The 14,913-nt window shown below is 62.4% G+C and carries 14 protein-coding genes; 10 read left to right on the top strand and 4 right to left on the bottom strand.

Features of this window, described 5'->3' with window-relative positions; all coding sequences use genetic code 11:
* Window positions 1-86: 86 nt before the first annotated feature.
* From nusG to rplA, 3 genes are all read left to right on the top strand, one after another.
* Complete coding sequence (gene nusG / locus CXY71_RS16495) at window positions 87-1,040, top strand: transcription termination/antitermination protein NusG (protein WP_104137819.1); 954 nt, start codon at window positions 87-89, stop codon at window positions 1,038-1,040.
* A gap of 119 nt (window positions 1,041-1,159) precedes the next feature.
* The gene (gene rplK, locus CXY71_RS16490; protein ID WP_104137817.1) at window positions 1,160-1,591 is read left to right on the top strand and encodes a 50S ribosomal protein L11; all 432 of its coding nucleotides are present in this window, start codon (window positions 1,160-1,162) and stop codon (window positions 1,589-1,591) included.
* A 122-nt stretch (window positions 1,592-1,713) separates the two neighbouring features.
* A complete protein-coding gene (gene rplA, locus CXY71_RS16485; RefSeq protein WP_104137815.1) occupies window positions 1,714-2,403 on the top strand; it encodes a 50S ribosomal protein L1 in 690 nt (229 codons plus the stop codon).
* A gap of 190 nt (window positions 2,404-2,593) precedes the next feature.
* On the opposite strand, the gene CXY71_RS16480 is transcribed toward rplA, so the two are convergent.
* Both CXY71_RS16480 and CXY71_RS16475 read right to left on the bottom strand, forming a co-directional pair.
* Window positions 2,594-4,027 carry an aminobutyraldehyde dehydrogenase gene (locus CXY71_RS16480; RefSeq protein ID WP_104137811.1) on the bottom strand — a complete coding sequence of 478 codons (1,434 nt, stop codon included), beginning with the start codon at window positions 4,025-4,027 and terminating at the stop codon, window positions 2,594-2,596.
* Window positions 4,028-4,115: 88 nt separating this feature from the next.
* Window positions 4,116-5,072, bottom strand: coding sequence for an ATP-binding cassette domain-containing protein (locus CXY71_RS16475; RefSeq protein WP_104137809.1), 957 nt, complete (start codon window positions 5,070-5,072; stop codon window positions 4,116-4,118).
* Between the two features lie 325 nt (window positions 5,073-5,397).
* On the opposite strand from CXY71_RS16475, the gene CXY71_RS16470 reads away from it, so the two are divergent.
* Complete coding sequence (locus CXY71_RS16470; RefSeq protein WP_104137806.1) at window positions 5,398-5,979, top strand: HAD family hydrolase; 582 nt, start codon at window positions 5,398-5,400, stop codon at window positions 5,977-5,979.
* Between the two features lie 49 nt (window positions 5,980-6,028).
* Here CXY71_RS16470 and CXY71_RS16465 read toward each other — a convergent pair whose 3' ends face one another.
* Window positions 6,029-7,510 (bottom strand): XRE family transcriptional regulator, encoded by a 1,482-nt coding sequence (locus tag CXY71_RS16465; protein ID WP_104137803.1) that lies wholly within the window; start codon window positions 7,508-7,510, stop codon window positions 6,029-6,031.
* A 267-nt stretch (window positions 7,511-7,777) separates the two neighbouring features.
* Here CXY71_RS16465 and aceB point away from each other — a divergent pair, with 267 nt between their 5' ends.
* The 6 genes from aceB to CXY71_RS16435 all read left to right on the top strand — a co-directional run bounded on the left by aceB (window position 7,778) and on the right by CXY71_RS16435 (window position 13,219).
* Complete coding sequence (aceB, locus tag CXY71_RS16460) at window positions 7,778-9,466, top strand: malate synthase A (protein WP_104137800.1); 1,689 nt, start codon at window positions 7,778-7,780, stop codon at window positions 9,464-9,466.
* A gap of 251 nt (window positions 9,467-9,717) precedes the next feature.
* Window positions 9,718-10,287, top strand: coding sequence for an alternate-type signal peptide domain-containing protein (locus CXY71_RS16455; RefSeq protein WP_104137797.1), 570 nt, complete (start codon window positions 9,718-9,720; stop codon window positions 10,285-10,287).
* Between the two features lie 210 nt (window positions 10,288-10,497).
* Window positions 10,498-11,058 (top strand): alternate-type signal peptide domain-containing protein, encoded by a 561-nt coding sequence (locus CXY71_RS16450; protein ID WP_104137794.1) that lies wholly within the window; start codon window positions 10,498-10,500, stop codon window positions 11,056-11,058.
* Between the two features lie 44 nt (window positions 11,059-11,102).
* A complete protein-coding gene (locus tag CXY71_RS16445) occupies window positions 11,103-11,756 on the top strand; it encodes a signal peptidase I (RefSeq protein WP_104137792.1) in 654 nt (217 codons plus the stop codon).
* A gap of 190 nt (window positions 11,757-11,946) precedes the next feature.
* The gene (locus tag CXY71_RS16440) at window positions 11,947-12,618 is read left to right on the top strand and encodes a hypothetical protein (protein ID WP_104137789.1); all 672 of its coding nucleotides are present in this window, start codon (window positions 11,947-11,949) and stop codon (window positions 12,616-12,618) included.
* A gap of 85 nt (window positions 12,619-12,703) precedes the next feature.
* On the top strand, window positions 12,704-13,219 hold the full coding sequence (locus CXY71_RS16435) for a signal peptidase I (protein ID WP_104137786.1): 516 nt from the start codon (window positions 12,704-12,706) through the stop codon (window positions 13,217-13,219).
* Here CXY71_RS16435 and CXY71_RS16430 read toward each other — a convergent pair.
* Complete coding sequence (locus CXY71_RS16430) at window positions 13,216-14,637, bottom strand: deoxyribodipyrimidine photo-lyase (RefSeq protein WP_104137782.1); 1,422 nt, start codon at window positions 14,635-14,637, stop codon at window positions 13,216-13,218. The genes CXY71_RS16435 and CXY71_RS16430 overlap by 4 nt on opposite strands.
* Window positions 14,638-14,913: the final 276 nt, after the last annotated feature.

Here is a 14,913-nt window from a genome sequence, read left to right as displayed (position 1 = left end):
ATCCGCTTTGAATCGGACCGCCAAGCATCAACGGCACCCGTGCCCGCACAACTTGAACACGTAGAACAAATAAGGATTGAGATTTAGTGACTGAGACGAAGCACGACGATGTCGACTGGGCCACTGCCGCCGAGCAGTCCTCCGAGGACGACGAAGCGCAAGAGGGCAGTACCCTCGCGGCCGAGGAAGACTCCGTAGAGGCCGCCGAGCAGGTCGCCCTGCACGTCATGGGTGAGAACGACGACGTTGAGGTCAACCTCGACGCCGCTCTCGATGCCCTGGCAGGGTCCGCAGATCCCGAAGCTGACGCCATTGTCGACGACGCTCTCGACATTGATTCCGCCGAAGAGGCCGATGCCTCCGTCGAAGCCGTTGAAGACGAGGACAAGCTCGTCAACGCAGAAGATGCAGAAGACGATGCCGAGGTCGACCCCTACGAAGCCTTCCGCAAGGAATTACGCTTTCTGCCGGGTAAGTGGTATGTCATTCACTCCTACGCGGGTTTCGAGCGTCGCGTGAAGTCGAACATTGAGAACCGCAAGCAGTCGATGGCGATGGAAGATTTCATCTACCAGTGCGAAGTTCCCATGGAAGATGTCGTCGAGATCAAGAATGGCCAGCGCAAGATGGTCACTCGCGTGCGTATCCCTGGCTACGTGCTCGTGCGCATGGACCTCGACGAAGACAGCTGGTCGGTCGTTCGCCACACCCCCGGTGTGACCGGCTTCGTCGGCAACGCCCACAACCCCACGCCGCTGCGCTTCGAAGAGGCCTTTGGCATGCTCAAGGGACTCGTCGAAATCGTCGAAGCCCCGACCAAGGCTGGCGGTGCCCCCGGAAAGTCGGCGCAGCGCGTCATCGCTGCAGAGGTCGACTACGAAATCGGCGAGACCATCACGATCAAGGAAGGCTCGTTCGCGGGCCTGCCCGGTTCGATCAGCGAGATCAAGCCGGAGAGCGGCAAGCTCATCGTGCTCGTTTCCCTGTTCGAACGCGAGACGCCGGTCGAGCTCAGCTTCGACCAGGTCACCAAGCTCTAACCAAACGGATGCCCCGATAAGGGTCATCCACGCTGGTTTCCCAAAACCACCGGGGCCCATCCGGGCCGCCGGGAGAGCCGCCTTCGGGCTGCTCGCACATCAATACGAAGGACAACACAATGGCACCGAAGAAGAAGGTTACCGGTCTGATCAAACTTCAGATCAAGGCCGGCGCAGCCAACCCCGCACCGCCCATCGGGCCGGCACTGGGTCAGCACGGCGTTAACATCATGGAATTCTGCAAGGCCTACAACGCGGCGACCGAAGCTCAGCGCGGCAACGTCATCCCGGTTGAGATCACCGTGTACGACGACCGTTCGTTCACCTTCATCCTGAAGACCCCGCCCGCAGCGGAGCTCATCAAGAAGGCCGCCGGAGTCGCCAAGGGCAGCGGAACCCCGCACACCGTCAAGGTTGCCACCCTCACCCAGGCCCAGGTCCGCGAGATCGCCGAGACGAAGATGGTTGACCTCAACGCCAACGACATCGACGCCGCCGCGAAGATCATCGCCGGAACCGCCCGCTCCATGGGCATCACGGTCAGCGCCTAGGCACGCAGCGCTCAAGCACTAACTCCGTTTCGGCGCCATTCGGCGCCTGAGCACCCTAAGCAATTAGTGGAAGAGCCAGCCAGGCTCGCACCACACTCTGAAGTACATACAGGAGATTTCACATGGCAACCAAGTCAAAGGCGTACCGCGCCTCCGCCGCGAAAATCGGCGAAGACAACGTCTTCACCCCCGCCGAGGCCGTAGCCCTCGCCAAGGAGACCGGCTCCGCAAAGTTCAACTCCACGGTTGAGGTCGCCCTCCGCCTCGGAGTCGACCCGCGCAAAGCCGACCAGATGGTCCGTGGAACCGTCATTCTCCCGCACGGTACCGGCCGCACCGCCCGCGTCATCGTCTTCGCAACCGGCCCCGCCGCCGAAGCCGCTATCGCAGCCGGCGCCGACGAGGTCGGTGGCGACGAGCTCATCGAGAAGGTAGCCGCTGGTTACACCTCGTTCGACTCTGCCGTCTCGACCCCCGAGCTCATGGGTAAGGTAGGTCGTCTCGGAAAGGTCCTCGGCCCGCGCGGCCTCATGCCGAACCCGAAGACCGGAACCGTGACGCCCGACGTCGCCAAGGCCGTATCCGACATCAAGGGTGGAAAGATCGAATTCCGCGTCGACAAGCACTCCAACGTGCACTTCGTCGTTGGCAAGGCATCCTTCTCCGTCGAGCAGCTTAACGAGAACATCTCCGCAGCGCTCGAAGAAGTTGTTCGTCTCAAGCCGAGCTCGTCCAAGGGCCGTTACATCACGAAGGGCGTCGTCTCGACCACCTTCGGTCCTGGTATCCCGCTCGATGTGAACAGCATCTAAGTAACCGTTAGAAATAAGGTCGGGCCCGTCTTCGGACGGGCCCGACCTTATTTAAGTGGATACTGCTGGCGGTAAACGGTGGTGACGATAGCGGCTTGCGCTGCGTGCAAATGACCCAACGCCGTGCCGGTCGCGCAACTTCCGTCTCGCAAGAGCCGGGAAAGGCGAACATCGGTCGACTGCCGGCGAATTAGCCGATGTAGCTCATGACGTGCTTGATGCGGGTATAGTCCTCGAGCCCGTACATGGAAAGGTCCTTGCCGTAGCCGGAGTGCTTGAACCCGCCATGCGGCATCTCGGCCACCAATGGAATGTGCGTGTTGATCCAAACACAGCCAAAGTCGAGGTTCTTCGCCATCCGCATCGCGACACCGTGATTCGAGGTCCAGACCGACGAAGCGAGCCCATACTGAACATCGTTAGCCCAGGCCAGGGCCTGCGCCTCATCGGTGAACTTCTGTGCCGTGATGACCGGGCCGAAGATTTCGTTCTGCACGGCCTCGTCGGTCTGCAGCAGGTTCGACACGATGGTCGCCTCGTGAAAATAGCCGGTGCTGCCCTGGCGGTGGCCACCGACCGCGAGTGTGGCGTGGGCGGGCAGGCGTTCGATGACGCCCTGCACCCGCGCAAGCTGATCGGCGCTCGACAGTGCGCCAAACAGAATGCCCTCGTCGAGCGGTGCGCCGGTGCGGGCGTTGTCCTTGGCATAGGCAGCGAGGGCAGCGACGAACTCGTCGTGGACGCCCTCCTGCACGAGCACCCGGGTGGCCGCAGTGCAGTCCTGGCCGCCGTTGTAGAACGCGGCGGCGGCGATGCCCTCGACGGCTTGCTGGATGTCGGCGTCATTGAACACAATTACCGGCGCCTTGCCGCCAAGTTCCAGGTGAACGCGCTTGAGGTCAAGCGCGGCGGCGCTGGCCACCTCCATACCCGCCCGCACGGAACCGGTGATCGACACTAGCTGCGGGGTTCGGTTGGTCACCAGGGCTCGACCGGTGTCGCGGTTTCCGGTCACGACGTTGAAGGTTCCGGCCGGCAGAAACTCGGAGGCGATCTCGGCCAGCAGCAGGGTCGAGACCGGGGTCGAGTCGCTCGGTTTGAGCACGACGGTGTTGCCGGCAGCCAGAGCTGGGGCGATCTTCCAGATCGCCATCATCATAGGGTAGTTCCACGGCGTAACCTGGCCGACAACACCGATCGGCTCCCGCCGTACGAACGAGGTGTGGTCTTTCAGATACTCGCTGGCGGCCTTGCCTTCGAGCAGGCGGGCGGCTCCGGCGAAGAAGCGCACCTGGTCGATCATGACCTCGACCTCGTCGCCCACGATGCCGGCGCGGGGCTTACCGGTGTTCTCACACTCGGCGTCGGCGAGTTCTTCGGCCCGCGACTCCAGGGCGTCCGCGAACTTGAGCAGCGCGAGCTGACGTTCACTCGGAGTGGTCTCGCCCCAGGTCTCGAACGCGGTCGCGGCGGCCCCATAGGCCCCGGCCACGTCGGCTTCGGTCGAGATCGGCGTGCGTGCGAAGACCTCTTCCGTGGCAGGGTTGATGATGTCCAGCTGCTCACTGGCCGTAGACGCGGCGTAATCCCCATTGACAAAATTTCGGAGTTCACGGATAGACATGTGGTCCTTTCGAAAGCCGGGGTGGGCAGCGACGCCCTACCGTGACGATACCGCAAATCATTCGGAATGCAATGATTAGACCCCCAAGCTAAACGGTGGGGTGCGCCTGCCCCGCAGACAGCAGCTCTCGGGAATACGGATGCTTCGGTGAGCCGAAGAGTTCGGCGACCGAGGCATATTCCACGATTGCGCCGGCCTGAACAACGGCGACCCGCTGGCACGTCAGCGCCGCCACGCTGATCGAACGCGTCACCATAATCATCGTCAGCCCATTGTCGCGCTGCAGCACCCGCAGCAGGTCCAAAATGTCTGAGCTGTCTGACGCGTCCAGGGTGTCTGTGGGGTTATCGGCCACGACGAGGTCGGGTTTGCCCGCAAGTGAAGCGGCAATGTGCACGCGCTGCGCGACCAGGTGCGACAGCTGATGCGGGTAGGACGTGAACGTGTGCTCGGGGCGCTCGACACCCGCCTGATCCAGCAGCGCTAACGATCGATCATAGGCGGCCGTCTTGGCCAGGCCGAGGAAGCGCAACGGTGCGGTCAGTTGTGTTCCGACGGTCACTCCGTGGTCGAGACTGCCGAGTGGATCGCGTGGCAGGTAGGCGATCTTCGCGTACCGCGGCCGGTCCCGCGGTCGTGGGGGCAGCCCAACCAGCTCCCCGCCGTTGAACAGAATCGACCCGGAACGGATCACCGCCGGTGCCGGCAGCAGCCCGGCGATGCACTGTGCGACCTCGAGGGCTCCGGAACTGGCGTCACCGACCAGCCCGACCGCTTCACCTCGGGTAATGGAAAGTGAGATGCCGTTGACCAGCAACGGTGCGTCGGGTCGGGCTCCCGCAGCAATGCGCAGTCCGCGCACGTCCAGCACAGCCGCCGAGCGAAACCAGTGGGACGGCAGCGGAGCCGTGGTCTCCGCGGTCGGTGCAGCCGGTGGGGCGGGGTCGAGCCATTCGTCCGGCGGAGTGAGTGCCGCCTCGGCCGAGGGGATTCCTGCCCGCACGGCAAGATTGATCCGACGCAGCACAGCGCGAGCATCACACATGGTCAGCTCGCATTTCAGTAGGGCGAGAGCATCGACTGAAACGTGGGACTGACGTTCACAACCGAAACTCTCTGGTGCGTGGAACGGTAAGCGTGTGCCTCGACCGACACCACCCTCACGTGTACCAATATTAGCTAGGACTGACGCCAACAACGTACCGGTTTGTTCTTCTTTTTAAGCGGATGCCCAGACCCCAGTAGTCCCCAGCAGTAAACCCAGTGATTCCCCCGGCGCCGGGTCGTCGTGGGCCTTGGCCTCAACGCTGTTTCGTTGAGCATTTCCCGGTTGATTCGTGGGTAACCGACGTGATCGTGCTGTAGCGAGCATGACCCGTGAGCAGGTACTGGGTTGGGCGGGGCGCGCCGAAGCCGGCCCTGAGCATCCGCTGGCCCGCACGATACTGGATGCCGTACGACACGAAGGGCCAGACCTCACCGGTTTGCCGGAGTCAACTGAACCGGTCCCCGACCAGGGCATCGCGGTCGCCACCAACGTCCACCGCGTTGTGATTGGAAATCCGGCGCCACCCGCGCAGTGCGGGAGCGTGGATATGGGCGCCGCAGCGCGCGCCGCCAACGAACCGGCCGAGGCAGGCCGCACGCCGACGATTGTCACCATCGACGAAACCGCTGCTCGTGTTATCGGCGTTGCCGATGAAGTGCGACCTGGCGCCGCCCAGATGGGCACGAACCTGCACGCTGGCGGTGCGAAACGAGTCGTCAGGCTGACCGGCGACTCATCGCTGGCCGCGAACGTCGTCGGGTCTATCACCGGCGTTTATGAGATTCACGCTTCGTTCCTGCCCGAAGACAAACTCGACCTTGTGTTCGGTCTTCAGGCTGAGAGCTACGTCGTGGCGATGGTGGGTGACGGAGTGAACGACGCTCACCGGTTTAATGCAGCCTAAATCTCACGCCCAACGTCTAACTTCTGGCCCTCCGCAAATCGATCGAGGATTAGCGCGGAGAGTGGGCCTCAAGAAATTGGTAGACCTCGGTCTGGTCGACGCCGGGAAAGGTGCCGGTGGGCAGTGCGGCGAGCAGGCTCGTCGGCGTGCGCGCGGCCGGCCAGGACTGCCCGGCCCAGCGGTCGGCCAGGTTGTGGGGCGCCCGGCGACAGCACGACTCGTCCGGGCAGAGCGACACGGCGCGGTTTGACGTTTCACGCCCGCGAAACCACTTCACGTGGGCGAATGGAACACCAACACTCACCGAATATTCGCCCTCCTTGGCCTTCTCGACGCGTGAAGTGCACCAGAAGCTTCCGGCCGGCATATCGGTGTACTGATACCACGCGCTAAAGCGATCAGCAACGTCGAATACTGTACGGGCCGTCCAGCTGCGGCAAACGGTGGTGCCCTCGACCGCGCCGAGCGCGTCGCTGGGAAAGCGCACGTTGTCGTTTTCGTAGGCCTTGATGATGGTGCCTGACTCGTGCACCTTCATGAAGTGCACCGGAATTTCGAGCCTGGCGGTGGCGAGGTTGGTGAAGCGGTGCGCGGCCATTTCGTAGGAGACGGCAAAGGCGTCGCGCAGATCTTCCATCGAGATGCGCCGCAGGGTTTTCGCCTCGGTGAGCATACGCACGGCGTCACGCTCCGGCAGCAGGATGGCTGCGGTGAGATAGTTCGTCTCCACCCGCTGACGCAGAAATTCTGCATAATTCTTCGGTTCCTCGTGCGCGCACAGTTCGCTGGCGAAGGCTTGTACGATCGGGGAGCGGGAATCCCTCGAGGCCGAGCGGTTTGTCGGCAGGTATATGCGCCCGTTGCGTTTGTCGGTAACCGACCGGGTGGAGTGCGGCAGATCGTTGACGTAGTGCAGCGAGAAGCCCAGATGGGTGGCCATGTCGGCAACGAGCTGCTGCGATACCGGCCCGCCGGAATGCCCCACCGCGGTGAGAATTTCGAGGGCCTGGGCCTCGAGCTCCGGAAAATAATTGTCCTGCTGCCGCATGATCTGGCGCAGGGCCGAGTTGGCCCGCCGGGCTTCCTCCGGGGTCGCGGCTCGTTCCCGGTTGAGTCGGTCGATCTCGTTGTGCAGGCTCAGAATGGTGTGCAAGGTTTCGTCGCTCTGCCCCTTACTCACACGAATGCGGGGCAGACCCAACGCTTGAAACACCGGGCCGCGCTGGGCGCGCTCAACCGAGATTTCCAGTGCGGCCCGTTCGGAGGGGGCATCGGTTCGCATCAATTCATCGACGGTCGTGCCGAGGGCGAGGGCAATTGTGCGCAGCATGGAGAGGCGTGGTTCGCGCTTACCGTTCTCCATCATCGACACCTGCGACGGCGCGCGGTCGATCGCGGCGGCGAGGGTGTCGAGCGTCAGGTGACGGGCTGTGCGCAGCTCGCGGATGCGCCGCCCGAGGGTGAGCGCGTCGAGCTCGGGTTCATCGACGGCGAGGGATGACAGGGCGGCGAGGGCTTCAGCGGGAACCATTCACACAGTGTCACACGATTCAAAAGTTTCCACAATCAGAAGAACAGGGTTTCTTCTGCCTGTATATTTTGGTTTTGCACCGCGCAGACCCGGCAGAGTATGACCACAGGCCCGTAACGTCGATTTGAACACTGAACGCATCCACCCTCGCGCCCATCGATTCGACCGAAGCAGAACCGTTCCACCACCATTCAGCCTGAGATCGGGCGAACAGCAATTCGGGTTCGTCCCCTGTCGGTTTCACCTACTTTCGCAAGGAGCCAGACCATGAACACCCCAAACCCGACCATTGATCAGACGGTCGCCTCCGCGCCTACCAAGACCGACAAGGTGAAGACCACGACCGGCAGCTTCGCTACCATTCGCCCGCACCTCGAGGTGACCGGCCCGCTCGGTGACCGCTATGACGAGATCCTCACGCCCGGTGCCCTCGAATTTCTCGCCGAGCTGCACGAGCGTTTTGCCGGCACTCGGCACGACCTGCTCGCCGCCCGACTGCAGACTCGAGTGGATGCCGCGAATGGTCGCGACCCCAAGTTTCTGAGCGAAACCGAAAGCATCCGTCTGGATTCAAGCTGGAGGGTTGCAGGAGCCGGACCCGGTTTGGAGGACCGCCGCGTGGAGATCACCGGTCCGACCGATCGCAAGATGGCCATCAACGCGCTCAACTCGAGTGCCAAGGTGTGGCTCGCCGACCAGGAAGACGCCACCAGCCCTACCTGGGCCAATGTGATCGAGGGCCAGTTGACCTTGTTCGACCAAGTGCGCGGTCAGCTGAGCTTCACGAGTCCCGAGGGCAAGAAGTACGAGATCACGAATAAGACGACACCGACCATCGTCGTGCGTCCGCGTGGCTGGCACCTGGTGGACAAGCACGTGACCTTCGTCGACCGCGCCAACCGTCGTATGAAGTCCTCGGGCAGCCTGATCGACTTCGGCCTGTACTTCTTCCACAACGCGCAGAAGCTCATCGAGAACGGCACCGGCCCCTACTTTTACCTCGCTAAGCTCGAGAGCCACAAGGAAGCTCGCCTGTGGAATGACATCTTCACCTACGCCGAAGAGCGTCTGGGAATCAAGTACGGCACCGTGCGCGCCACCGTGCTGATCGAGACGATTCAGGCCGGCTTCGAGATGGACGAAATTCTCTACGAGCTGCGCGACCACTGCGCCGGCCTCAACGCCGGCCGCTGGGACTACATCTTCAGCATCATCAAGACGTTCCGTGCCCGCGGCAGTCGCTTTGTCTTTCCCGACCGCAAGCAGATCACCATGACGGTGCCCTTTATGCGGGCCTACACCGAGCTGCTCGTGGCAACCTGCCACCGTCGCGGAGCCTTCGCCATCGGCGGCATGAGCGCGTTCATTCCGAACCGTCGCGACCCGGCCGTGACTGAGCAGGCGCTCGCCCAGGTCGCGGCCGACAAGAAGCGTGAGGCCACCGACGGCTTCGACGGCTCCTGGGTAGCGCACCCCGACCTGATTCCGACCGCACAGGCAGAGTTCGACGCGGTGCTCGGCGACCGGCCCAACCAGCTCGAGCGCATTCGCCCAGAGGTGAGCGTGACGGCCGCCCAGCTGCTCGATGTCGCGTCGGTTGGCGGTCAGATAACCGAGGCCGGCGTGCGCGGCAACGTGCTCATAGCGCTGCGCTACATTGAGTCCTGGCTGCGCGGCGTTGGGGCTGCGGCAATCGATAACCTGATGGAAGATGCCGCCACTGCGGAGATCTCCCGCTCGCAGCTCTGGCAGTGGATCCACGAGAACTCGATCACCGCCGAGGGGCGCCGAATCGACTCCGACTGGGTTGAAGAGGTGCTCGACGAGATCGTCGACGGCCTCGAGCGCACACCTTCCGACCGCTTCGACGACGCCCTCACGGTGCTACGCACCTCAGCGCTCGAGCCCGAGTTTCCGACCTTTTTGACGGTCGGAGCGTACGCCCGCTTCTTCTAACTTATTCGGCGTTCGCGAAAGCGGGCAAACAGTTACTTCACCCCTGTGATGATGCCGGGGTGAAGCATCCGTTTGCCCGCTTTTTTGTTTTTGGGCGACGGGTCGTTCCATCCCCTAGTTGGGGGGGTGTGAACACCCAATGGGGGGCATGCTTGAGGTTCTTTCAACTCTAAGGTTCTGGTTGGAAATAGTGAAAACATTTCATTATTTCACACCAAAACCGATAATTGAAAGGCACAATTGTGAACAGAATGATCAAGGGCTCCATCGCGGGCGCTGCTGGTGTTGCTCTTCTCCTCGGCGGCGCGGGAACCTTCGCGCTCTGGAACGACACCGCGGCGGTCGCTGGTGCAGACATCACAGCCGGCACGCTAACAGTCGAAGCGGGGGAAGGTGTCTGGACAGACCAGACGGAGGCCGCGATTAATATTGCGGACTACCGCATCGTTCCGGGAGACACCCTCACCTACCAGACGCTACTCGACGTGGAAGCTCTCGGTGACAACATCAAGGCGCTGCTGTCTGTCGACAAGGGCCAGCTCACTGCGAACAGCGGCTCTGACGAAGACAAGGCGCTCGAGAAGATTCTCAAGGAGTACACCGACGTGTCCGCGGTGGAAGTGTCTCGCCACGCGGGTCCTGCCGGCCCGGCCCCCGTTCGCGGCGACCAGTCAATTGATTTCGAACTCCTGCAAGGTTCCGTTCAATACCAGGTGATCGTCACGATCAAATTCCCGGCCGACCACAAAGACGACGACGCTGCGAAGACCGGATCGGTCGACCTGTCCGAGCTCGGGGTCAAGCTGACGCAGCACCTTTAATAACTCCTCGGCAGGCCAGCGAGAGGAGAGTCGCGTGAAATTTGCATTCGGGCGTGCGACTCTCCCCCTGGCCGTGTCGCCAGGTCTGCCCAGGAGCAGGCCGATTCGGCGGTTGAACGGATGTCGCCGATCCTGTCCTAAACGTCGGCGCAGGACGCTAAGGGATCCATCTCTTCTCGTTTCCCTCGACTTTTGTAAAGGAAGAACTTCATGAACAAGATCCTCACAGGATCAGTAGCAGGCGCGGCCGGTATCGTACTTCTCCTCGGCGGGGCCGGAACGTTCGCGTTGTGGAACGACACCGTGGCAATCGCCGGTGCGACCATCACAGCTGGAACGCTGACGGTCGAGGCGGAGGAAGGCGCCTGGGCCGATCAGGACGACGACGCGATCGCCAGCATCGACGATTACCTCATTGTTCCGGGTGACACCCTCACCTACGAGACGGTACTCAATGTAGACGCCGAGGGTGACAATATCCAGGCGCAAATCGTCATCGATCATGGCTCGATCATTTCCGATGACGTGGAAGCGGACCTGGCGCTGGAAGAGCTCCTCACTAAGGCGACCACTGTTGAGGTGGTTGACGGTGGCGGGGTTGGCGCCAGTGTCGGCGTTGGTCGCACCGGGTTCGACCTGGTTGCTGGCGAGCATGAGCTTCTCGTTACCGTCACAATCGCATTCCCAGAAAACGCCGCCGATGACGACGATGCGAAGACCGGGTCGGTCTACCTGTCCGGCCTTGCGGTGATCCTTTCGCAGACGCTGTAATTGCCCCCGTGCCCAGAAAGGAGAGTCGCGTGAGGAGTAAAGCTTTGAGCGCGACTCTCCCGGTCGATCGGCATCCGCTGCCCGAGTCGGCCAGGAAGGCTGCTGGTCTGTGGCGTCAGATCAGGTTTGCACTAAGCCTGGCCGTGTTGCTACTCGTGATCGCAACCGCTGTGGTGCTGATTGTGATCCCAAAGGTCACCGGATCGATCCCACTGACCGTGCTCACCAGCTCGATGGAGCCGGGCTTTCCGCCCGGCACGCTCATCATCGTTCGGCCGGTTGAAGTGGATGCCCTGGTGCTGGGTGATGTCATCACCTACCAAATGGAGACCGGAAAACGCGGCGTCATCACCCACCGCATCATCGCCATCAATACCTCGGCGGGTGGTCGCACGTTCGTCACAAAGGGTGACAACAACGGGGCGGCCGACGCGGATGCCGTGCTTGAAGCGCAGGTGCAGGGCCGGCTTTGGTACTCCGTTCCGCTGATCGGCTACGTCAATAGTGCGGTCAATGGTTCTAACCGGGCCTGGCTAATTCCGGTGGCCGCTTCATTGCTGTTCGCCTACGCGGGCTACATGATCCTGGTCGGCGTTGTAGCCAGTGTGCGCAAGCGCCGCAGAGCGGATCAATTGGGCGGAACAACGCTCGATTCGGCTGGGGCTGATCCTGGCGTGAAAGTCGACGAACGAGGCTAAAAAAACGCTATCTTGTGCACTGGTCGGTTTCGATGCCGCAGTCAGCAAGCGGTCCAGCCCCCAGATTGGGGGGAGGGAAACACCCAATGGGGGGCATACGTGAGCATTGCTCCACCCTATCGTTCTGGGTGGGGATAGTGAAAATACGTCATTATCCACTCCAAAACTGACTATTTGAGATGAGACTGACGTGAAACTTCTGTTAAACCGCAAGAAAACCATCATTGGGGCCGGAGGCGTCGCCGTAGCGCTGACCATGGCCCTCGCGGCATTGGGCCCGACCGGTGCGTACTTCAGCGACACCGAGCAGGGCCGCATCGACGGCACCATCGGCTCGATCCAGGTCGATGGCGTTGACAGCCTTAACCTGCACTTCACTAATCTGCTCCCCGGTGAATCCCAGACGGTGTCCGAGCGTTACAAAAACACCGGGCTGAACGCGCAGGATGTCTGGGTCGTCTTCAATGATGCCGAGGCTCTGCATGCGTTGAATGACCTCGGTAATTATGGTGAATTCCACGTAGCGGCGAATAACAATGCAGTGTTCGATTCAGCGAACCTCAACGACGACGGCGACCTTCAGTCTCCTCCAGGTTGTAGCGGGATATTCGACCCGGCCGGGTGCTGGCCCGTTCCGGAAAAGATCCTGCTTCAGTCGAACCTGGCACCCTCGGCGATGGGTACCGTATCCTTCCGCTTCAATTACAACGGAGTATTGATGACGGGCCAGTCTGAGGCTGGCGGTGGCGTCTGGAATTCCTATCCCCTCCCGACTCCGGCGAACCCGGATGCAGTGGCAACCGAAAGCGGCCTGCCGTACCAGATCGTTGCAACTCAGGTTGGACAGGAACCGGGCCTCTAAGGCTTGAGCAAGTGGCTCGGATGTCCCTGTCTGGTAGCGACGTCCGGGCCACTTTCCATTCCATTTCGAGCTTGAAAGGCGCACCGTGAAGCGATTCAAAGGCACCGTGATTCTGCTGCTCGTGCTGGCCGCCGTGCTCACACCGGTGGCCCTCGTGGCCACGGGCGCCCTGCCCTACCGGGCCTACGTCGTACGCACCGGGTCGATGTCGCCCACCATTTTGCCGGCCAGCGTCGTGATCGTTGAGGCCGACCAGTACGCGGTTGGCCAGGTCATCACCTTTCGACGCGCCGACGATCGCACCACCCACCGACTCGTGGCCATCAACGACGATGGCACCCTGACCACCAAGGGCGATGCGAACGACACGATCGACCCCTTCACGGTGCCGGCCGCCGATGTCATCGGCGGAGTTACCGCCTTCGTGCCCCGCTTCGGGTATCTCGTGGTCTACCTGCAGAACCCGCTGGCCTTCGGCTCCCTCATTATGTGTGTGCTGAGCCTGTGGTACGTCGGGTCGTCCGAACAGAAACCGGAACAGAAGCCCGAGAAGAAACCGTCCAAGGGGTCCAGACGAATCGCGTCCGTTCTTGCCGCTTAGCTTGCAGACTGGGCCTTCACCTTGTCGTAGGCGGCGAGGGCTGCTCGGCGGGTTTCGCCGAGGTCTACCAGGGGCGCGGGGTAGGAATCCGTGCCGTATTCGGGCACGTTGGCGCGGATGTACTGCTGGTGTGGGTCGAACTTGGCCGCCTGCAGATCAGGATTGAAGATGCGAAAGTAGGGCGCAGCATCCGCCCCGGAGCCGGCTACCCATTGCCAGCCGAATGGGTTGCTGGCGGCGTCGGCATCGACGAGGGTATCCCAGAACCAGCGCTCGCCCACCCGCCAGTCGACCAGCATGTTCTTGATCAAGAATGATGCGGTAACCATGCGCACGCGGTTGTGCATACTTCCGGTTCGCCAGAGCTCGCGCATGCCGGCATCGACCAAGGCGAAGCCGGTGCGACCCTGTTGCCACGCAGTCAGGGCGTCGTGGTCGAGCGACGGCCAAGGAAAGGCGTCGAAGGCGGGGCGCAGGTTCTTCGTCGCCAGATCGGGAGCGTGAAACAGTACGTGGTATGCGAACTCGCGCCAGCCGACCTCGGTGAGAAACCGGGTCGCACTCGTGAGCGCCGGGCCGGAGAGTGAGCGTTGCGCCTCCTGGGTGGCAGCCCAGATCTGATGCGGGCTGATCTCCCCCCACCGCAGGAACGGCGACAGACGCGACGTCGCGTTTTGGGCCGGTTCGTCACGTTCGGCCCCATAGCGGGGGAGTGATTCGGCCAGAAAGCGCCCAAGCGTTTGCTGAGCGGATGCCTCGCCGGGCTGCCACGCCGCGCGGAGCCCGTCGGCCCAATCGGGTGCGCTGGGCTCGAGGCCCCAATCGTCGAGGCTGTCGGTGGCGAGGTTGCCCGACCACCCGGAGACGGTATCGGGGGAGGGGTAGGGCGCGCGCGGCGGCGGACCGGCCTGGCAGGCACGCCAGAACGGCGTGAACACCGAGTAGGAGCCGCCTTGACCGGTTTGGATGGTCCACGGTTCGAACAGGAGCGAACCCGCGAAGCTGTGAGCATCAACGCCGTCGGCGCGCAGCTCGGCCTTGATCGCGGTATCGATCGTGCGTTCTGCAGAGCCGTACCGGCGATTCCAGAAGACGGCCGCGGCATCCGTTTCACGGACGATTTCAGCGATGATCGGTGCGGCCGGGCCGCGGCGCAGAATCAGCCGGCCGCCGAGCGCCTCGAGCGTTGCACCGAGCGATCTGAGACTCTGGTGGAGCCACCAACGGGCGGCGCCGCCGAGCGGGCGCACTCCGGGGGACTCGTCGTCGAACACATACACGGCCACGATCGGCCGGTGTCGGGCGAGGGCTGCGTGCAGCGCCGGGTGGTCGCCGACGCGCAGGTCGTCGCGAAACCAGACGACCGAGGGACCGGCGTGCTCGTTGGATTCTGCCGGGGTAAGGGGAAGTGAAGTCATGGGCTCTCCTCGTGAGAACTCCAGTGTGTACCCTGCCGCGGATGAGACCAATTCGGAGGTAGAACGGTTCGTCGCGCCAGCGTCGGCCGAGGTTCGACCAACGGAGCCAGACGTTGAAACGTCGGTATATCTGCGGAAAATAGAGCTAAACGGCGTAAATCTTTGTGCGTACAGACCAAATCGTCGCCATTTGCCCAAAAACTCAATTCCCCATTCTGGGGGTTGGAGCAGGACAGACAAATTTGTCTGTCCCATCTAGTGTGTGAATCGCGGATG

It is taken from the genome of Cryobacterium sp. Y62 (genome assembly GCF_002929785.1).
GTDB lineage: Bacteria > Actinomycetota > Actinomycetes > Actinomycetales > Microbacteriaceae > Cryobacterium.
Note: the sequence above shows the minus strand (reverse complement) of the source record. Positions and strands in the feature narration are given on the sequence as shown.

Coding starts and splice junctions, on each gene's coding strand:
- rplK (WP_104137817.1), top strand. CDS start 1,160: ATGGCACCGAAGAAGAAGGTTACCGGTCTGATCAAACTTCAGATCAAG.
- CXY71_RS16465 (WP_104137803.1), bottom strand. CDS start 7,510: ATGGTTCCCGCTGAAGCCCTCGCCGCCCTGTCATCCCTCGCCGTCGAT.
- CXY71_RS16480 (WP_104137811.1), bottom strand. CDS start 4,027: ATGTCTATCCGTGAACTCCGAAATTTTGTCAATGGGGATTACGCCGCG.
- CXY71_RS16430 (WP_104137782.1), bottom strand. CDS start 14,637: ATGACTTCACTTCCCCTTACCCCGGCAGAATCCAACGAGCACGCCGGT.
- CXY71_RS16450 (WP_104137794.1), top strand. CDS start 10,498: ATGAACAAGATCCTCACAGGATCAGTAGCAGGCGCGGCCGGTATCGTA.
- CXY71_RS16455 (WP_104137797.1), top strand. CDS start 9,718: ATGATCAAGGGCTCCATCGCGGGCGCTGCTGGTGTTGCTCTTCTCCTC.
- CXY71_RS16475 (WP_104137809.1), bottom strand. CDS start 5,072: ATGTGTGATGCTCGCGCTGTGCTGCGTCGGATCAATCTTGCCGTGCGG.
- aceB (WP_104137800.1), top strand. CDS start 7,778: ATGAACACCCCAAACCCGACCATTGATCAGACGGTCGCCTCCGCGCCT.
- CXY71_RS16470 (WP_104137806.1), top strand. CDS start 5,398: ATGACCCGTGAGCAGGTACTGGGTTGGGCGGGGCGCGCCGAAGCCGGC.
- rplA (WP_104137815.1), top strand. CDS start 1,714: ATGGCAACCAAGTCAAAGGCGTACCGCGCCTCCGCCGCGAAAATCGGC.